A 17474-nucleotide genomic window follows, 5' to 3' on the forward strand; every position below is an offset into this window, starting at 1 on the left:
AAGGATCTCGGCACCGATCGGGGTGAGTGTCCCGATCGGCGCCGAGATCCTTCCGCGGAACCGGTCCGCTCAGACCCCGGCACCGGCTCCCGGGTCCGCCGGCTGCGAGGGGCCGCCGGCGCCGGCCACGGGCACCAGTTGCCCCGCCCAGCCGGGTATCACCAAGGCCTGCGGGCCGGGCGTGATCGTCGCACCCCGGTGCGACGCCGCCGTGACGACCGGCTCGTCCCGCGCGTTCCCGCCCGCCAGCTGTTCCATCAGCATCCCGATCGTCGTGACCAGACAGGCCACGACCTCCTCCGGGACCTCCACCCGCCGGGCATGAGCCAGAGCGAGCAACGCCCCGACGGCCACCGGAATCAGGCTCCGGCGGCGGAATCGAAGGCGTATCGTGAGTTGCACGAACATGGGTTCCTCCTGTGGTCGGGGGCCGCTGCCCGCTCTTGGTAGGGGATGGCAGCGGCCTCTAGGGTTTTGTCCTGCTCCGGCGCCTCATGAATGCGTCACATTCCAGTCACCTCCCCTGATCGACTTTTCTTGATGGTGCTCCGTCCGGGTACGACAAGTCACGGCGGGCAGACCGTCACCGACGGGTTCACCAAGTCACTGAATTACCGCCAGAATCCTGTCATCATGTCCGGAAGGCCGTACGGACATGGACGGACAATGACGGACGACCCCAGACCTGAGTGGCATCAACCGGTGGTGAGAAGTTCCTGCGCCGCCGTCGGCCGAGGGGACCGCCACCGTGCCCGATGAGAAGCTCGCTGAGCTGACGAAAGAAGAAGTAGTCGACCGGTTCGCCGCGCGGCTTCGCGAATTCCGGCACCGGCTGGCCGAATCCGGGTCGCAGCGCACGCTGGAAGAGATCGGCGAGCACAGCGGTGTGGCCCGCAACACCGCCCGGGCATGGATCGAGGGCGACCGGCTTCCCCCGTCCCGCGACCTGGCTCAGACCGTCGCCCTCGCCTGCGGGGCGAGCCACGAGGAGGCGAGGGCCGCGGGCATCGCCTGGACAGCGGCCAACCGGGAACTGCTGCGCCGCCGCGACGAGTCGAACCGGGCCCGTCAGCGCAGCATCCGCCGGATGCCCGAGCCCGGGCCGGGACCGATCGGGGCGACGGCTCTCCCGTCGTCCACCGACTTGCTCCTCGGACCGAACGAGGAGACGAGCGTCGTCACCCGTTACCGCAACAACTCGGAGTTCTACCGTGCGGCGCTGGCCGACGCCGCGACCGCGGAGAGCGTCAGAGTGACCTACATCCGCCAGCATTCGCCGGACTACGTCACCAGCGAGGCCTCCAGCGCCTACTTCGCCGGGCTGCTGCAATGGGCGCGGGACGATGGCGCGCACGACCTCCGCCGCATCATCGGCATCCCGATGACCGGCGACCGACACGACCCACGCATCCTCGCCTGGATGCGCGCCCACGCGCAGGAGACGGCCGACCTGAGAAACTACGAGGTCAAGGTCATCCCCTGGATGAGCCGCGGCGACGGTCTGAACATGTGTCTCGTCGACGACCGCACGTCGTACGTCGCGGTGTCCGACGGCACCCGGCAGGGACTGTCCGGCGGTCGCGTGCAGGGCCCCCTCTTCAACGGGATGCTTCGCACACACTTTGACCAGTTATGGCAGTGCGGCGAGGTTTTCGAACGGTTCCTGGAGTCCGTACCGGTGACCCCCAGCCAGAGCGACTGACCCGCCGCGCACATCACCTCATGTCGCCTCGGCCCGGAGGCACCCGCACTGCGGAGGTGAAGTCGAGCCCGAGGTCGTCGCGCGTGGGCATCACCCTGATGAACAGCCCCGCCCCGACGGTGTTCACGAGCGCGGCGGCGGCCATCCAGCGTGGCGGGGAGGACGTCGACGGCATCGTTCCGGCTTCGTTCCGGCTCAGGAGGAGACCCGCGTGTCGTACTCCTCGCGGTGGGTGAACACCTCGTCCATGTTCTGCTGCGCCCAGGAGCGCAGGCCACGGGTCATCTGGTGCAGCGAGCGCCCGAGGGCGGTGAGCTCGTAGGTGACGGTGACCGGGACGGTCGGGGTGACGCTGCGGGTGAGCAGGCCGTCGCGCTCCAGCGAGCGCAGCGTCTGGGTGAGCATCTTCTGGCTCACGCCGGCCAGGAGCCGGGACAGGCCGGAGTAGCGCATCGGGGTGGGCACGCCGGTGCCGTCCTGGGCGTCGCCGCCCAGCGCGCAGAGGATGAGCACGACCCACTTGTCCGAGATCCGGGCCAGCAGCTGGCGGCTGGGGCAGACCGCCAGGAACGCGTCGTACTGGGCCTTGGTGCTCATGGTGCCGCCTCTCGTGGTGCCTTACGCACTCTGAAGTGCCTACTTCCCGCTGGGGAGCTGCTCTCCAATACTCATGCAGGCAGGCGCCCGGCGCCATCCCGGTCCACGACGAGAGGCTCCACCGATGAACGCGATCTCCCCCTCCCTGCCCGGCGGCACCTGGACGCTGGGTGACACCACGGTCAGCCGCTTCGGCTACGGGGCCATGCAGCTGGCCGGGCCGTGGGTGATGGGCCCGCCCGCCGACCGGGACGGCGCGCTGGCGGTGCTGCGTGCGGCGGCCGGGCTGGGCATCACCCACCTCGACACCAGTCAGGCGTACGGGCCGGCCGTCACCAACGAGCTGATCCGCGAGGCGCTGCACCCCTACCCGGACGCGTTGTTCGTGGCGACCAAGGTCGGGGCCGACCGGGACGGGCAGGGCGGCTGGCCGGTGGCCCGGGGCCCGCAGGACCTGCGCCGGCAGGTGCACGAGAACCTGCGCAGCCTCGGGGTGGAGCGGCTCGACCTGGTGAATCTCCGCATGGGGAACGCCCAGGGCCGGCTTCCCGGATCGGTCACCGAGGCGTTCGGCACGCTCGCGCAGCTGCGCGACGAGGGCCTGATCCGGCATCTCGGCGTCAGCAACGTCACCGCCGGGCAGGTCGAGCAGGCGCGCGGCATCGCGCCGGTGGTGTGCGTGCAGAACATGTACAACCTGGCCCACCGCGAGGACGACGCCCTGATCGACGCCCTGGCCGCCGACGGCATCGCCTACGTGCCGTTCTTCCCGCTCGGCGGTTTCACCCCGCTCCAGTCCGGGACGCTGTCGGCGGTCGCCGCCCGCCGGGGCTCGACCCCGATGGCGGTGGCGCTGGCCTGGCTGCTGCACCGCTCGCCGAACATCCTGCTGATCCCCGGAACGTCGTCCACGGAGCACCTGCGCGAGAACGTGGCCGGTGCGGGCCTCGAGCTGTCGGAGGCGGACCTGGCCGAACTGGACTCGATCGGCACAGGAAACCCGGTCGGGGCATGAGAAAGGCGGGGTCGCATCCCCCGCCACTACCTACGTTATAGCGGGTGGGGGGCCTTGCGGCAAGGCCCCGGGCAGGCCCCACAATCGGGCGGTCGAGGATCGGAGTCCCCTCCCATGAACACCCCCACCCGCAGCGCGTTCGCCCTGCCCGGCGATCTGCGCGCCAAGGCCGACCCGGCCCTGATCGGTTCCGACGAAAGGCATTTCGCGGCGATCGAGCAAACCCTGGAGCAGTCGATCGGCGACCTGTCCGCCCGCCTGGACGAGCAGCGCCGGGCCCCGGGCGGCGGCGGGCCGCGGGCGCTGGAACGCGACACCGAGATCCACCGGCTCACCGCCCGCCTGCGCACGCTGCGCCGCTTCGGCCTGGACCTGTGCCTGGGCCGGATGGTGCCGGACGGCAACGGCCTGCCGGCAGGTGAGCGAGCGGGCGAGCAACCCGGCGAACCGGTGTACGTCGGGCGTCTGGGCCTGACCGACCGGGACGGCCGGCGCCTGCTGCACGACTGGCGCTCGCCGGTCGCCGAGCCGTTCTTCGGTGCCACGCACGGCAATCCGATGGGTCTGGCCAGCCGCCGCCGCTACCGCTGGACCCGCGGGCGGATCAGTGACTACTGGGACGAGGTGTTCACCGCCGAGGGTCTGGAGCGGGCGAAGGCGGGTCACGCCGCCCTCGACGACCAGTCCGCGTTCATCGCCGGCCTGGGCGAGAACCGCTCGCCACGCATGCGCGACGTGCTCGCCACCATCCAGGCCGACCAGGACGCGATCATCCGGGCCGGATCGCGCGGCACCCTGGTGGTCGACGGCGGGCCGGGCACCGGCAAAACCGTGGTCGCGCTGCACCGTTCGGCCTATCTGCTGTACTCCGACCCCCGGCTGGGGCACCGGCGCGGCGGCATCCTGTTCGTCGGCCCGCACCAGCCCTATCTGGACTACGTGTCCGACGTGCTGCCCAGTCTGGGCGAGGAGGGCGTGCAGACCTGCACGCTGCGCGACCTGACCCCCGAGGGGGCGTCGGCGCGGCCGGAGACCGACCCGGAGGTGGCCCGGCTGAAGTCGTCGGCGCACGTGACCGGCGTGATCGACGCCGCCGTGCGGTTCTACGAGGACCCGCCGGCCGAGGGCCTGGAGGTGTCCACCCCGTGGGGCGACGCCTGGATCGGCCCGGGTGAGTGGGCCGCCGCCTTCGCCGCGCCGCCGCCCGGCACCCCGCACAACGAGGCGCCCGCGATCATCCTCGACGAGCTGACCTCGATCGTCGCCGCCCAGTACCCCCAGGACGACGGAACCGGGGACGACGCGACAACCGGTGAGGTCTCCGCGCCGCCGTCCCCGGAACTGCTGCGCCGGGCCCTGCGGCAGAACGAGGAACTGGCCGGCGCGCTCAACCGGGCCTGGCCCTACCTGGAGCCGGGCGACCTGGTGGCGGACCTGTGGAGCGTGCCGGCCTACCTGCGCCGCTGCGCGCCGCACCTGGACCGTGACCAGGTGCGGCTGCTCCAGCGTCCCCGCCCGCGCGGGTGGACGGAGTCCGACCTGCCGTTCCTGGACGCCGCCCGGCACCGGCTGGGCGATCCGGCCTGGGCCCGGCGCCGCGAGCGGCAGCAGGCCGCGATCGCCGCCGAGGCCGGCCGCCGGGCCGACGTGGCCGCCGAGATCGTCCAGGCGGACGACGATTTCGAGGGCGCCGTGACGATGCTGACCGGGCAGGACCTGAAGGACGCCCTGATCGACGAGGCCGGCCGGCCCACCAGCACACCCGACCGGCTGGCCGGGCCGTTCGCGCACGTCGTGGTGGACGAGGCCCAGGAACTCACCGACGCGCAGTGGCAGATGCTGTTGCTGCGCAACCCCTCCCGCAGTTTCACCGTGGTCGGTGACCGGGCCCAGGCCAGCCACGGCTTCACCGGCACCTGGAGGGAGCGGCTGGAACGCGCCGGGCTGGACCGGATCGAGCTGGCGTCGCTGAGCGTCAACTACCGCACGCCGGAGGAGGTGATGACGGAGGCCGAGCCGGTGATCCGCGCCGTTCTTCCGGATGCGAACGTGCCCACGTCGATCCGCCGGAGCGGTCTTCCCGTCGTCCATGGTTCGCCCGGCGACCTGACCGACGTGCTGGACGCGTGGCTGGAGCAGAACCAGGACGGAACGGCCTGTGTGATCGGCGATTTCCGGTTCCGGCCGCGGCCGCGGGTGCGCTCGCTGACCCCCGAGCTGGCCAAGGGGCTGGAGTTCGACCTGGTGGTGCTGGTCGACCCGGAGAAGCTCGGCGCGGTGGACCGTTACGTCGCGATGACGCGGGCCACCCGTCAGCTGGTCGTGCTCAGCGACGAGACCTGATCGCGGGTGGGCAGCGCGCCGCGCGGGCCCGGGGCGGTGGCCGACCAGGCCGCCGCCCGCACCGCGGTGTCCACGGCCTCGGGCAGCGGGACCTTCTCGGCCAGCAGCACCGCCAGCACCCCGCGGAAGCAGTCGTCGGCACCGGCGGTGTCGACGACGCGCACCGGCGGCGCCGGCACCAGCCGGGGCCGGGCGCCCTGCGCCGCCATCAGGGCCCCCGAGGCACCCATCGGCACGATCACGCTCACCCGCAGCCGCTCGGCCAGATCCCGCGCCTGCGAGAACAATTCGTCCACCGTGGTGCCCGGGGCGGTGCGGGAGAGCACCCCGACGGTCGGCGGGTCGGGCACCAGCACGTGCACGAACGGCGCGAGAACGTCCACCCAGGCGGCGATCTGGTCCGGGTGGTCGCCGTACGACGGGGTCGGGTCGAGCATCACCTTGCCCCGGGCGTGGTACAGCGCGGTGCGCACCACGTCGGCCGGCACGTCCAGGTTCACCAGCAGCGCGTCGGCGTTGGCCACCGTGTCGGCGCTGACGTCGGCCGGGCAGACCGGGTGCCCCGACCCGTCGACGGTGGCCACGCCCGGGCCGTCCAGGAACGCCGCGGCGGCGACGGCCTGATCGGCACGCATGCCGACGATCACGACATGGTTCATCCGGCTCATGCGACCAGGCCTCCCGACGGGGATCAGGGTCCGATCGTAGGGGGCCGCCGGGGCACGGGCCCGGGCTGTCATGCTCCCGGCCCAGCGCCCGCGGGCCCGCCGCAAGCCGGGCCCGCGTGCGGCGTCACCCGTTCGGCCGTACCGAATCGGGCGCGCATGGCCTACTTTGGCGCGTCCGCCCGGATTCGCAGCACAGAAGCAGAGGACACGTGGACGCCGGAATCATCATCGCCCTGGCGGTGGCACTGCTGGTCGTCGCCGTCGTCGTGCGCAAGATCCTGGTCTCCGGGCTGATCCTGCTGATCGCCGTGCTCGCCGTCGCCGCGGTGGCCCTCGACCAGTTCGGCGTCATGAACATCTGACGCCTCATGCCTTCATGCGGTCGGGCCGGACACCCCGGTCAGTTCGGCCGACAGCGTCCACAGCCGGGCCGCCTCGCCCGGGTCGATCGCGTGCGGCATGACGCCGGGCCGGGTGTAGTCGAACTCCGTCGTCACCTCACTGACCTCGCAGTCCTCCAGGTACACCCCGCCCAGCCCGTGCAGTTGCGGCGACGTGGCGGCCCACACCGACGTCGCCGCGCCCTGCGAGGGCGTCTTGAAGGCGTGCCCCGGGGGCGGTGTGCCCTCGGCGGTGAGCCAGCCCATCGCGATCTGCTCGCTGACCGGCAGATGCCGTTGCAGATGCGTGTCGACCACGCCGGGGTGCACCGCGAACGCCCGCACGTTCGCCTCCCGGCCGAGGGCGTCCAGATGGACGGCGAACAGGCTCACCGCCGACTTCGACTGCCCGTACGCCGTCCACTTGTCGTAGGCGTCGTGCTCGAAGTTCCAGTCGTGCCAGCGGATTCCGCCGGCCCTGTGGCCGCGCGAGGAGACCGTGACCACCCGGGCCCCGCCGTCCGCCCGCAGCGCCGGCCACAGCCGGTTGACCAGGGCGAAGTGCCCCAGATGATTGACGGCGAACTGTGACTCCCAGCCCGGCCCGACCCGCTCCAGCGGCGGGGCCATGATCCCCGCCGAGGCGACCAGCAGGTCCACGCTCCGCCCCTCGAACCGCTCCGCGAACGCCCTCACGCTCTCCAGGTCGGCGAGGTCCATCGGCACCACCTCGACGCCGTCCACCCCCTCCAGTTCCTTACCTGCCGTCTCCGGACGGCGGGCCGGCACCACCACCCGGGCCCCCGCCCCGGCCAGGGCCAGCGTCGTCGCCAGCCCCACCCCGGAGTAGCCGCCGGTGACGATCGCCAGCCGCCCGGTCAGGTCGATGCCGGCCAGCACGTCGCCGGTACTCGTGGTCGCCCCGAAACCGGAGCCGATCTTCTTCTGCGGTGTCTGTGGTGTCGTGTTCACCCCCTCAGCCAATCCGGCCCGTGGGCCGGGCGACAGATCCTGCGAAGGGGGTACCGCGGGTGTCTGTCCCAGCCTCGGCGGGGCGCCTATCGTGCCGGGGTGGGAGACAGCACTCAGGCCCGGGCGCACGTGCGCCGGCAGATCGGCGAGTTCCTGACCACCCGGCGCGCCGGCCTGCACCCCGCCCAGGCCGGGCTGGCACCGGGCCGCAACCGGCGGGTGAAGGGCCTGCGCCGCGAGGAGGTCGCGGCCCTGGCCGGGATCAGCGTCGAGTACTACGTGCGGCTGGAACGCGGCCAGGCCACCGGCGCCTCGGACGGGGTGCTGGAGGGCGTCGGCCGGGCCCTGCGCTTCGGCGACGACGAGCGGGCCCACCTCACCGACCTGCTGCGTTCCGGCAGCGGGGTGCACCCGTGCCGGCTGCTCCCCTCGCCGTCCACCGTCCGGCCCGCCGTACGGCGCATCCTCGACTCGATGACCGCCACGCCCGCCCTCGTGCTGAACGGGCGCCTGGAGATCGCCGGCGCCAACGACCTGGGCCGGGCCCTGTACGGGCCGCTCACCGGACCACCCGAGAAGCCGGTCGGATGGCCGGAAAGCATTGCCCTGAGCACCTTTTCCGATCCCGGCGCCCGCACGTTCTGGCGGGACTGGCCGGCGGTGGCCACCGGCGTCGTCAATCATCTGCGCGCCCAGGCCGGGCGCAACCCCTGCGACCACGTGCTCACCGGCCTGGTCGACGACCTGTGCTCGCGCAGCGAGGTCTTCCGGGACCTGTGGGCCCGGCACGAGGTGCGGGTGCCCCGGGCCGGCCTGCACCGGGTGCGTCACCCCGTGGCCGGCGACCTGGACCTGCCGTTCGAGAGCGCCCCGCTCGATCCCGGGCTGACGCTGCTGATGTACAGCGCCGAGCCCGGGACCGCCTCGGACGCCGCGCTCAGGAGGCTGGCGAGCCCTCCTGCCCGGCGCGCATGTCGTCCAGAACCTGCGGGCAGAAGCCGAACCGCCGCTCCCCCAGCACCCGGCGGCACACCTCGGACTCCGACGCCGGGCTGAACACCCCCGTCACAGCGCCGTCAGCTCCTCGGCCTGCTCCGCGGTCAGGGCGATCCCGGCCGCCGCCACGTTCTCCTCCAGGTGGGCCGGGTCCGAGGTGCCCGGGATCGGCAGCACATTCGGCGCCCGGTGCAGCAGCCAGGCCAGCGCCAGCTGGGCCGGGCTCACCCCGTGCTCGCGGGCGGCGGCATCGAGAACCCCGCCCGGGCGGGCCAGTTCACCGGTGGCCATGGGAAACCACGGGATGAACGCCAGCCCGTTCGCCTCGGCGTACCGCAGCACGTCCTCGGCGTCCCGGGTGGCCAGGTTGTACAGGTTCTGCACCGAGACGACCGGCGCCGTCGCCCGGGCCCGCTCCAGCTCGGCCACGCTCACCTCGGACAGCCCGATGTGCCGGATCTTGCCCTCCTGCCGCAGCTTCTCCAGCTCGCCGAGGCTCTCCTCCAGCGGAACGTGCGGGTCGACGCGGTGCAGCTGGTACAGGTCGATCGTCTCCAGACGCAGCCTGCGCAGGGAACTCTCGAGCGCCTGGCGCAGGTACTCCGGGCGTCCCAGCGGGATCCACACGTCCGGGCCGGTGCGCACCACACCGCCCTTGGTCGCGATCACCAGGTCGTCCGGGTAGGGGTGCAGCGCCTCGGCGATCAGGTCCTCGGCCACGAAAGGACCGTAGGCGTCGGCGGTGTCGATCAGGTTCACCCCGAGATCCACCGCCCGGCGCAGCACCCGCACGGCCGTGGCGTGGTCGCGGGGCGGGCCCACGTAGCCCGGGCCGACGATCTGCATCGTCCCGTACCCGATGCGGTTCACCGTCAGGTCGCCGCCGATGCTCATCGTGATCATGTCGCGTTCCTTCTCTCCAATCGGGGACGACGAGGAGCCTGCGCCCCGCCCGGCGTGATCAGCCAGACCGTGGCCGGGGTATCCCTGGCAGGGGCAGGCAGGCCGGCGCCGGATGCCCGAGACTGGGGGCATGACCAGCACCGCCGGGCCGCTCGGTGAGGCCCTGACCGCCTGGCGTGCGCGCCTGACCCCCGAAGCCGCCGGGCTGCCCACCTACGGCGAGCGCCGCCGGGTGTCCGGCCTGCGGCGGGAGGAGCTGGCCCTGCTCGCCGGGGTCAGCGCGTCGTACTACACGCGGCTGGAACAGGGGCAGTCGCGTAACGCCTCGGTCGAGGTGCTGGACGCGATCGCGGGCGCGCTGAACCTGACCGGCGCCGAGCGTCAGCACCTGGGGGCGCTGGCCGAGGGCTCGCGGCGCCGGGTGCGGCCGCGGCGCCCGCCGGTGGAGCACGCCGACCCGGCGCTGGCCGCCCTGGTGGAAGACCTGGGCGACGTGCCCGCCGTGGTGCTGGGCCGGCGCAACGACGTCCTCGCCTGGAACGCCCTGGGTCATGCCCTGCTGGCGGGGCACGTGGAGCGCGGCACGCCGGACGACCCGCGGGCGCGGCCCAACCTGCTGCGGATGCACTTCCTGGATCCGCACAACCGCGAGCTGTACGCCGACTGGGCGGCGAAAGCGCAGGCGGTGGTGGGGAATCTGCGGCTGACGGCCGGGCAGCATCCGGACGACCCGTTGCTGGCGGAGCTGATCGGGCAGCTGTCGATGAGCAGCCCGGAGTTCAGCCGGCTGTGGGGCGATCACCGGGTGAAGCCCTGCCCGACGGCCGACTACGAGCTGCGGCATCCGCTGGTGGGCTCGCTGACGGTGACCCAGCAGTCGTTGCGGGCGGTGCAGGCGCCGGAGCAGATCCTGGTGACCTGCACGGCGGCGCGGGGGTCGGGGTCGGCGCGGGCGCTGGCCTTGCTGGCCCAGCTGGTGCACGCCGGGCGGTAGATTCGCGCGGGTGCCCCCGATCCCTCTGTGCGTCGTGCTCGACGGCCCGTCGGCGGTCGGGAAGTCGACGCTGGCCGGCGATCGTCGAACTGCGGGTGGACGACGATCCGCTGGCCGGGCGTCAGCGCCGGCACGAGCACCCGGCCGGGCTCTCGTTGCACCAGAACTCGCTGCCGCGGCAGGCTTTCGCCCCGGATCTGGTGCCGGACACGTCGCGGCTGGACGCCGGCCGGGTGGCCGATCAGGTGTGTGCCCGGCTGTCGGGGGCCTGAGCCTCGGACGCCTGGACCTCGGACGTCTGGGCAGGACGGGTGAAAAAGCGCACCATGTCGTCCAGCGCGGTGGGCGACAGGAGCCTGCGCTCCAGGCGGGCACAGGACTCGGCGACCGGGCCGATCCGTCTCCACATGCGGGCCTCGAAGCGGGCGATGGCACCGGCCTGGTCGTGCGGGTTCGCGGCCAGCTCGGCGGCCAGGTCGGCGGCATCACGCAGGGCCTGGTTGGCACCCTCGCCGGTCGGGGCCATCAGGTGCGCGGCGTCACCGATCAGCGTGAGGGCGGGGTGCGACGGCCAGCGCATGTCGGCCGGGGTGCTGCGGATCTCGAGCGTCGTCACCGGTTCCGCGGCGGCCTCGATCAGGGCGGTCAGGGTGGGCGACCAGTCGGCGTAGCGGGCCAGCACGTCGTCGCGGCCGGCCGGGTGCCAGGGGTGGGCGTCGCGCACGCTGGCGGCTACCCGTACCTGACCGGTGCTCTCTCGCTGAGCGACCAGGTTCTGGTTGTCGCCGAGCGCCCAGAGGGTGCCCTGGCCGACCAGGCAGCCCAGATCCGGCCGGGTGCGGTCGATGTCCGGGATGACCATGTAGCTGTACGAGCGCAGGTAGCTGGTGGCGGCCCCGACCAGGAGCGGACGCAGCACCGACCGGCCGCCGTCGGCGCCGATCAGCAGGTCGCACGTGGTCTGGGTTCCGTCGGCCAGGTCCAGCCGGAATCCTTCTCCAGGAGTCTCTTTCGCGGCGACCACCCGTGCGCCCCAGCGCAGCGTGCCGGGCGGCAACGAGCCGATGAGCAGGTCGCGCAGGTGGGTGCGGTCGATCTCGGGCCGCCCGCCGGGAACCTCGGGCACGTGATGCACGAGCAGTTCGCCGGCCGGGCTGAAGATCTTGTGCTCCTCCCCCTCCGGCCGCGACAGCTCGTGGAAGTCCTCGATCAGCCCGGCCGCTTCCAGGGCGTACTGCCCGGACTCCGGATGCAGGTCGAGGGTTCCGCCCTGGGATCGCGCGTTCGGGGCGGAATCTCTTTCCAGCAGTAGGGTTTCGATGCCGTGCAGGTGCAGGATGCGGGCGAGCGCGAGACCGGCGACTCCGGCCCCGACGATGGTGACGCGCATGGTTCACCTCTCATCATTCAACCGATACAGCGTATCGCGATACACTGTATCGCATGAGCCCGGAACAGCCGTCCCCCGTCATCTGGGAACGCCCCGAACCCGACGAGCGCCGGGCCGCCGCCCCCCTGCCCCGAGCCCACCTGGTGCAGGCCGCCGTCCGGCTGGCCGACGCCGAGGGCCTGACCGCCGTGTCGATCCGCAATGTGGCCACCGCACTGGGGATTCGCCCCATGCGCCTGTACAACCACGTCGCCGGTAAGGACGACCTGCTCGCCCTGATGATTGACGAGGTCTACGCCGAGGTGGCCCGGGACCTGCCGCGGGCGAGCGACCCCTGGAGGGAACGAGCGCTGGCTGTCGCCCGGGCCACCCGCCGGGCGGTACTGCGTCATCCCTGGGCGATCGATCTGCTGGGCGGCCGGCCGTATCTCGGGCCGAACACGCTGGAGGTGTCCGAGGCGACGGCGGCCGCCCTGTCCCAGGCCCCCGGCCGCGGCGAGCCGCAGGCCCTGCGCGTGGCCGTGGGCCTACTCAGTTCCTACCTGCTCGGCGCACTGCGCCGGGAGATCGGCGAGCTGCGGGCGAGCGCGGACAGCGGGCTGGACACCCACCAGTGGCAGGTCACGCTGGGCCCTTACCTGGGCCGGCAGCTGGCCACCGGGCGGCTGCCGATGATCGAGAGGATCGTGCGTGCTCCCGACCCGGACGCCACGCAGGCATTCGAGTCCGAGATCGCTCTGATCCTGGACGCTCTCGGCCGTGGGTGAGGTGGTTCGGCCGCCTGGCGCCGCGCCGTGCACCGCGACCAGCCCACTGCCACCTGCCGCTCACTGCTGATGGACACCACCGGTCCAGAGATCATCTGGACGCCGGGCTGAGGCTGCTGACCGCGGGTGAAATTGCGGACAGCGCGGACCTGCACCAGGGTCGGACCGCACAGGCCGGACCGTGAGCGACTGGATCGTCTCCCGTCGTCCGGGGTGTGTCGCGGGTCCAGCAGCGGCCGGCTCCCCGATGCCGGTTCTCCGAAAGGACCCACAACATGCCGTTCGAACCCCGTCGCGCCATCGTGACCGCAGGCGATTCCGGAATCGGCCGCGCCGTGGCCGTGGCCCTGGCCGCCGCCGGCATGGACGTCGCGCTGACCTGGCACTCCGACGAAGGCGGCGCCCGGCGCACCGCCGAGGAGATCCAGGGCCTGGGTCGTCGTGCCGTGACCGCCCAGCTGGACACCAGCGACCTGCCCGGGTGCGGTGCGGTGATCGACGATCTCATGGACCAGCTGGGCGGCCTCGACGTCTTCGTCAACAATGCCGGAACCGGTGACGGCAAACCCTTCCTCGACCTGGACTACGAAACCTGGCGCAGCACCGTGGCCACCGACCTGGACGGGGCCTTCGTCTGCATCCAGCGGGCGGCCCGGCGCATGGTCGCCGACGGCGGGCAGGGTCGGATCATCGCGATCACGAGCGTGCACGAGACCCAGCCCCGGGTCGGGGCGGCGGCCTACGACGCCGCCAAGCACGGTCTGGGCGGCCTGATCAAGACCGTCGCCCTGGAGCTGGGGCGGCACGGCATCACCGCCAACAGCGTGGCCCCGGGCGAGATCGCCACGCCGATGACCGGCCAGACCGACCAGGACCCGCACGCCGTGCGGCGGCCCGGCGTGCCCCTGGGACGTCCCGGCGACGCCCGTGAGATCGCAGCCGTAGTCACCTTTCTCGCCTCACCGGCCGCCAGCTACGTCACCGGCGCCTCCTGGGCGGTCGACGGCGGCATGCTGAACATGGGACCGCAGGCCGGTTCCCACCTCACCAGCGACGACTGGCGTGAGGCCTGACGGCAGCGCTCCGGTCTCGGTGATGCCGTAAGCGTCCCGATCAGGATCCTGTCAGCGACCCGGCTCGGAGTCGGGCACCGGGGAGGAGTAGTTCTCCCGTGCCCACTCCCCGATCTTCGATGCCCGCGCGGCAACGGCGTCCTGCTCGGTGAAGTGCGAGACCGGAAGGGTCGAACCGTATTCCTCGACATCAGCCAGCATCGTCACGAAATCGTCCACGGCACTCATGAAATCCTGCTTCGTCACATAGGGGCCCGGCGTATCGAGGAGCCTGGTGAAATGCGGCAGCGCCATCCCGTTCAGGCCGAGGAACATCTGGAGGTCGAGAGAGGGCGCCACGCTCAGCTGCCGATTGACGTTGGGGATCTCAATGAGCTCACGGCACAGGACATCCCGGAACGTGGATCGTTCCTGCACGCTCTTGGCCAGGATGGCTTGATACATGCCTTCGAACAACAACCTGATCCCGTCGCCCATCGTGTCGTTGTAACCGCAGACCACCATGCTGTCTCCTCCGGTCTCAGGCGCCTGGCTGCCCGGCCCGACCGTCCCAGGCCCAGAATCTTTGTCCTGCAACGTATACGTTCCTCCGGGCACGATCCAGCAGAACGTCTTCAACGCCATCAGGTCTGCCCGTTGAGTCGTGCCGGACAGCCCGCGCGAACGTGCCTCACGAGTACGGCCGAGACACGACCGGCAGCAGTCCAGCTCACCGGTGGGCGACTTCTGCCTCAGTGACCGGACATTGGATCAGTGACCGAGGGCGCGTAGTGATCCCGCGCCCACTTCCCGATCTTCGCTGCCCGCTCCTCGACAGCGTTGCCCTGGGTGAAGTGGAAGGCCGGAAGGGTCGAACCGTACTCCTCGACATCAGCCAGCATCGTCACGAAATCGTCCACCGCCGCCATGAACTCTTCCTTCGGCACGTGAGGTCCCGGACCGTCGAGAAGCCTCGTGAAATGCGGAAGCACCATCCCGTTCAGGCCGAGGAGCATCTGCAGGTCGGGAGAGGACGCCACGCTCAGTTGCCGATTGACATCGAGCATCCCAAACAATTCACGCCGCAGCACGTCTCGAAACGTGGACCGCTCCTGCTCGCTCTTCGTGAGGATGGCTTGATACATGCCTTCGAACAAGAGCCTGATCCCGTCGCCCATCGTGTCGTTGTAACCACAGACCACCATGCTCATCCTCTCCGGTTGCAGCCACCTTGACCGCCCGACCGTCGCTCCAGGCCCAGAACTCAGGCCCAGCAACGTATACGTTCCGTGGAGCCGGATCCACCAGAGTGTCCGCGAGGTCATCATGACTGCCCGTCGAGTCAACCCCGACCAGCCCCGCACGACCGCGACTCACGGCTCGTTCGTCGCAGGGACGACCCGTGCCGCAGCACCAAGGTATCGTCGTCCCGGGCAGTCACTTCACGAATACCGACTCTCAGCAATGGCTTTGCGTCATCCTGCCGCCCAGGAGGCGCCAGCTGATCGCCCGTCCCCGGCCGGCCAGGGATACCCCGGGCTACCGGGCGCGTCGAGCGCAGAAGCGCACTCTGTCGTCCTGGGCGATCGAGCGGGTCCCTTTCCACATGCCGGTCTCGTGGTGGCGATTGAGCCGGCCGGGTCGCGCGGGGTCGCGGAAGCTCGGCGGCCGGTCCGGGACTGCGCTGATTCTGGATGTTGTCGAGCGTGGGTGAGCTCTCCGCTCGCCTGACCAGCCTGGCCACTCGTCCTTGTTCGCGTCCCGTACTGCCTGCTCACCGCGCTGTCCCGGGGCGGACGGCTCACGGACGGACAGCCGCCGTCGCCTGAACCACCAGGCGGGCATCCCCGTGAGTGGATGCATGAGGTCGTCCGAAAACCTGTCTCCGTCGCCGAACCGACCCGATGAGTTGCGGCTCGGTGAGTACCTGCACGGTACGTCCATCAGCTCACGGTCGGGGCGCTTCGCCTTCCAGAACGTCAGGGGCGCCGCGACCCGGCTGTACGACAATGCCTCAGGTGCGGTGCTGTGGACCGTCCCGGACGACAGACCTCGTGACAGCAGCAGTTTCGTCGTAGGCCTGGACGGTGACCTGGTGGTCAGGAACCGCTCCCGGCTTCCCGTCTGGCGGGCCGCCACGGCCGGGCTCGGTGGCGTGGTGTTACGGCTGACGGACAGCGGGGAGCTGGAGCTGCTCGACGAGGACGGCCGCAAGGTGTGGGGCAGCGGCACCGCCGGCGCGGTCGAGCCTCTGGCTCACTCCCCGATCGTATTCGGGTGGGGGTCGGTGCTGCGCCGGGGGCAGTCGCTCCGGCATCAGTCCCTGGTGAGCCCCGACGGGCTGAGCGTGCTGGCACACACCGAGAGAGGGGTCAGTTTTTTCGTTACCGGCGAGGGGGATCACTGGGCGCATGCTGACGACCGGCCCGGCAGCGCCCTTGAGTTGGGTCTGGACGGAGTTCTGCGCCTGCGGGCGGGCGAGGAGGTGCTGCACGAGTTCGGCGGCCCGGCTGAGGAATTGCAGGTGTGGGGCCGCCGCGCCGAACTGGTGCAGGCCGATGGCGACGTGGTGTGGGCCACGCCGGCGCACGTCCGGTACGGGCAGGACCCCGGTGACCGGCTGGTCCGGAACCCACCGCATCAGGCGGTGCTGGAACGGCGGTTCATGTCCCTGGCGCCCGATCACGGCTACACGGTCGCCGTCGTCAAGAAGACCCGGCCGGACGAGGTGCTGCGCCGCTGGGACGTCCAGGACGTCTCGGTGACGACCTGGCAGCGCCTGCAGGCGTCGCGCCCGGACGGACAGGTGCCGGTGGCCGCCGTGCCGCTCGGCGACGACACCCTGCTGATGGCGGGAGCCCCCTGGCTCCCGGGCGAGCGGCTCTCGACCGGGACCACGGTCGCGCGCGAGAGTTACGACGCCCTCCGTGAGGGATGGCCGCAGGAGTGGGCCCTGCACGCCGACGGCCGGACCGTCGCGCACGTGCGGCAGGCGTACCCGAGGATCCGCATGGGCGTGACCCGCCCGGACGTCGAGAAGGCCGCCCAGAGGGTCGACGTGCCGACGTACCTCCAGGGCAGCGTCGACTGGCTGGCCGTGTGGGCCGGCCTGGAGCTGACGTTCCGGGCGGCCGGGGTCTGCCCCGAGGTGGGCGACCTGAACGGTGAGATGCTGGGTGGCTTCGTGGCGGCGTCGCTGGCCCGGCCGCCCCGCGGGCCGCAGGTGCTCACTCCGCCCGGGCGAGCGCCCTTGCCGGAACTGGACTTCCTGCTGGTGCGGACCGACTTCTCCGACGACGCGGAATGGGACGCCCTGCTGCGGGAGCTGACCGGCCATGAGTCCTTCGGGGACGCCGAGGAGCATCCGGTGAACGACAGGTCCTGGGAGGGGGCCAGCCTGGACGAGGTGATGGCGGCCGTGCCGAACCCGGAGCAGATTCCCGCCGTGCACATCGCCGACTCCGTCTCCATGACCGGCCGGGGGCATCCGGTGCTGACGGTCAGTACCAGCATCCCGGCCGCGAGCGAGACCTACGAGCCGGACGAGAACTCGCCCCGCAGCATCCGCGTCGCCGCCGACTCGGTCTGGACCGTGCACGCGAACCTGGAGATCGCCAACATGGACTGGGAGGAGTTCGTCCCCGATCCCGACGGGCCGGATCCGGTCTACCGGGACAGCTGATCCCTGCCGCTGG

General features: G+C 71.6%; 18 protein-coding genes. 10 read left to right on the forward strand and 8 right to left on the reverse strand.

Features of this window, described 5'->3' with window-relative positions; all coding sequences use genetic code 11:
- Positions 1-69: 69 nt before the first annotated feature.
- The gene (locus KIH74_RS12960) at positions 70-408 is read right to left on the reverse strand and encodes a hypothetical protein (RefSeq protein WP_214156143.1); all 339 of its coding nucleotides are present in this window, start codon (positions 406-408) and stop codon (positions 70-72) included.
- 340 nt (positions 409-748) lie between these two features.
- On the opposite strand from KIH74_RS12960, the gene KIH74_RS12965 reads away from it, so the two are divergent.
- Entirely contained in the window at positions 749-1702 is a 954-nt protein-coding gene (locus KIH74_RS12965; RefSeq protein ID WP_214156144.1) for a helix-turn-helix domain-containing protein, read from the forward strand.
- A gap of 195 nt (positions 1703-1897) precedes the next feature.
- Here the strand turns inward: KIH74_RS12965 and KIH74_RS12970 are convergent, their stop codons facing one another.
- Complete coding sequence (locus tag KIH74_RS12970) at positions 1898-2299, reverse strand: winged helix-turn-helix transcriptional regulator (RefSeq protein ID WP_214156145.1); 402 nt, start codon at positions 2297-2299, stop codon at positions 1898-1900.
- Positions 2300-2423: 124 nt separating this feature from the next.
- On the opposite strand from KIH74_RS12970, the gene KIH74_RS12975 reads away from it, so the two are divergent.
- Together KIH74_RS12975 and helR are read left to right on the forward strand one after the other, a co-directional pair.
- Positions 2424-3314 (forward strand): oxidoreductase, encoded by an 891-nt coding sequence (locus KIH74_RS12975; protein ID WP_281417855.1) that lies wholly within the window; start codon positions 2424-2426, stop codon positions 3312-3314.
- A gap of 114 nt (positions 3315-3428) precedes the next feature.
- Positions 3429-5657 (forward strand): RNA polymerase recycling motor ATPase HelR, encoded by a 2229-nt coding sequence (gene helR / locus KIH74_RS12980; protein WP_214156146.1) that lies wholly within the window; start codon positions 3429-3431, stop codon positions 5655-5657.
- Here helR and KIH74_RS12985 read toward each other — a convergent pair.
- The gene (locus KIH74_RS12985; RefSeq protein ID WP_214156147.1) at positions 5627-6316 is read right to left on the reverse strand and encodes a PfkB family carbohydrate kinase; all 690 of its coding nucleotides are present in this window, start codon (positions 6314-6316) and stop codon (positions 5627-5629) included. The genes helR and KIH74_RS12985 overlap by 31 nt on opposite strands.
- Before the next feature lie 218 nt (positions 6317-6534).
- Here KIH74_RS12985 and KIH74_RS12990 point away from each other — a divergent pair, with 218 nt between their 5' ends.
- On the forward strand, positions 6535-6687 hold the full coding sequence (locus KIH74_RS12990) for a hypothetical protein (RefSeq protein WP_214156148.1): 153 nt from the start codon (positions 6535-6537) through the stop codon (positions 6685-6687).
- A gap of 12 nt (positions 6688-6699) precedes the next feature.
- On the opposite strand, the gene KIH74_RS12995 is transcribed toward KIH74_RS12990, so the two are convergent.
- Positions 6700-7677 (reverse strand): SDR family NAD(P)-dependent oxidoreductase, encoded by a 978-nt coding sequence (locus tag KIH74_RS12995; protein WP_214156149.1) that lies wholly within the window; start codon positions 7675-7677, stop codon positions 6700-6702.
- A gap of 99 nt (positions 7678-7776) precedes the next feature.
- Here KIH74_RS12995 and KIH74_RS13000 point away from each other — a divergent pair, with 99 nt between their 5' ends.
- The gene (locus tag KIH74_RS13000) at positions 7777-8733 is read left to right on the forward strand and encodes a helix-turn-helix transcriptional regulator (protein ID WP_214156150.1); all 957 of its coding nucleotides are present in this window, start codon (positions 7777-7779) and stop codon (positions 8731-8733) included.
- Between the two features lie 9 nt (positions 8734-8742).
- On the opposite strand, the gene KIH74_RS13005 is transcribed toward KIH74_RS13000, so the two are convergent.
- Positions 8743-9576: an aldo/keto reductase gene (locus tag KIH74_RS13005; protein ID WP_214156151.1), complete on the reverse strand. Its 834-nt coding sequence runs from the start codon at positions 9574-9576 to the stop codon at positions 8743-8745.
- Between the two features lie 130 nt (positions 9577-9706).
- On the opposite strand from KIH74_RS13005, the gene KIH74_RS13010 reads away from it, so the two are divergent.
- Together KIH74_RS13010 and KIH74_RS13015 are read left to right on the forward strand one after the other, a co-directional pair.
- A complete protein-coding gene (locus KIH74_RS13010; RefSeq protein ID WP_246572324.1) occupies positions 9707-10570 on the forward strand; it encodes a helix-turn-helix domain-containing protein in 864 nt (287 codons plus the stop codon).
- A gap of 95 nt (positions 10571-10665) precedes the next feature.
- Positions 10666-10842 carry a hypothetical protein gene (locus tag KIH74_RS13015; RefSeq protein ID WP_214156153.1) on the forward strand — a complete coding sequence of 59 codons (177 nt, stop codon included), beginning with the start codon at positions 10666-10668 and terminating at the stop codon, positions 10840-10842.
- On the opposite strand, the gene KIH74_RS13020 is transcribed toward KIH74_RS13015, so the two are convergent.
- Positions 10812-11960, reverse strand: coding sequence for an FAD-dependent oxidoreductase (locus KIH74_RS13020; protein WP_214156154.1), 1149 nt, complete (start codon positions 11958-11960; stop codon positions 10812-10814). The two genes, KIH74_RS13015 and KIH74_RS13020, sit on opposite strands and share 31 nt — an antisense overlap.
- Positions 11961-12013: 53 nt before the next feature.
- On the opposite strand from KIH74_RS13020, the gene KIH74_RS13025 reads away from it, so the two are divergent.
- Positions 12014-12727, forward strand: coding sequence for a TetR/AcrR family transcriptional regulator C-terminal domain-containing protein (locus KIH74_RS13025; protein WP_214156155.1), 714 nt, complete (start codon positions 12014-12016; stop codon positions 12725-12727).
- A 275-nt stretch (positions 12728-13002) separates the two neighbouring features.
- Positions 13003-13800, forward strand: a complete 798-nt coding sequence (locus tag KIH74_RS13030; RefSeq protein WP_214156156.1) for an SDR family oxidoreductase — start codon at positions 13003-13005, stop codon at positions 13798-13800.
- 51 nt (positions 13801-13851) lie between these two features.
- Here KIH74_RS13030 and KIH74_RS13035 read toward each other — a convergent pair whose 3' ends face one another.
- Together KIH74_RS13035 and KIH74_RS13040 are read right to left on the reverse strand one after the other, a co-directional pair.
- Positions 13852-14424, reverse strand: a complete 573-nt coding sequence (locus tag KIH74_RS13035) for a hypothetical protein (protein ID WP_214156157.1) — start codon at positions 14422-14424, stop codon at positions 13852-13854.
- 107 nt (positions 14425-14531) lie between these two features.
- On the reverse strand, positions 14532-14990 hold the full coding sequence (locus KIH74_RS13040; protein ID WP_214156158.1) for a hypothetical protein: 459 nt from the start codon (positions 14988-14990) through the stop codon (positions 14532-14534).
- A gap of 650 nt (positions 14991-15640) precedes the next feature.
- On the opposite strand from KIH74_RS13040, the gene KIH74_RS13045 reads away from it, so the two are divergent.
- The gene (locus KIH74_RS13045) at positions 15641-17461 is read left to right on the forward strand and encodes a DUF6924 domain-containing protein (protein ID WP_214156159.1); all 1821 of its coding nucleotides are present in this window, start codon (positions 15641-15643) and stop codon (positions 17459-17461) included.
- Positions 17462-17474: the final 13 nt, after the last annotated feature.

The organism is Kineosporia corallincola, assembly GCF_018499875.1.
GTDB lineage: Bacteria > Actinomycetota > Actinomycetes > Actinomycetales > Kineosporiaceae > Kineosporia > Kineosporia corallincola.

What these genes read in the sequence shown, in the direction of transcription:
- KIH74_RS12960 (WP_214156143.1), bottom strand. Translation starts at nt 408, where the DNA reads ATGTTCGTGCAACTCACGATACGCCTTCGATTCCGCCGCCGGAGCCTG.
- KIH74_RS13030 (WP_214156156.1), top strand. Translation starts at nt 13,003, where the DNA reads ATGCCGTTCGAACCCCGTCGCGCCATCGTGACCGCAGGCGATTCCGGA.
- helR (WP_214156146.1), top strand. Translation starts at nt 3,429, where the DNA reads ATGAACACCCCCACCCGCAGCGCGTTCGCCCTGCCCGGCGATCTGCGC.
- KIH74_RS13005 (WP_214156151.1), bottom strand. Translation starts at nt 9,576, where the DNA reads ATGATCACGATGAGCATCGGCGGCGACCTGACGGTGAACCGCATCGGG.
- KIH74_RS12975 (WP_281417855.1), top strand. Translation starts at nt 2,424, where the DNA reads ATGAACGCGATCTCCCCCTCCCTGCCCGGCGGCACCTGGACGCTGGGT.
- KIH74_RS12985 (WP_214156147.1), bottom strand. Translation starts at nt 6,316, where the DNA reads ATGAACCATGTCGTGATCGTCGGCATGCGTGCCGATCAGGCCGTCGCC.
- KIH74_RS12970 (WP_214156145.1), bottom strand. Translation starts at nt 2,299, where the DNA reads ATGAGCACCAAGGCCCAGTACGACGCGTTCCTGGCGGTCTGCCCCAGC.
- KIH74_RS13040 (WP_214156158.1), bottom strand. Translation starts at nt 14,990, where the DNA reads ATGAGCATGGTGGTCTGTGGTTACAACGACACGATGGGCGACGGGATC.
- KIH74_RS13020 (WP_214156154.1), bottom strand. Translation starts at nt 11,960, where the DNA reads ATGCGCGTCACCATCGTCGGGGCCGGAGTCGCCGGTCTCGCGCTCGCC.
- KIH74_RS13025 (WP_214156155.1), top strand. Translation starts at nt 12,014, where the DNA reads ATGAGCCCGGAACAGCCGTCCCCCGTCATCTGGGAACGCCCCGAACCC.
- KIH74_RS13045 (WP_214156159.1), top strand. Translation starts at nt 15,641, where the DNA reads ATGAGGTCGTCCGAAAACCTGTCTCCGTCGCCGAACCGACCCGATGAG.
- KIH74_RS13035 (WP_214156157.1), bottom strand. Translation starts at nt 14,424, where the DNA reads ATGGCGTTGAAGACGTTCTGCTGGATCGTGCCCGGAGGAACGTATACG.
- KIH74_RS13010 (WP_246572324.1), top strand. Translation starts at nt 9,707, where the DNA reads ATGACCAGCACCGCCGGGCCGCTCGGTGAGGCCCTGACCGCCTGGCGT.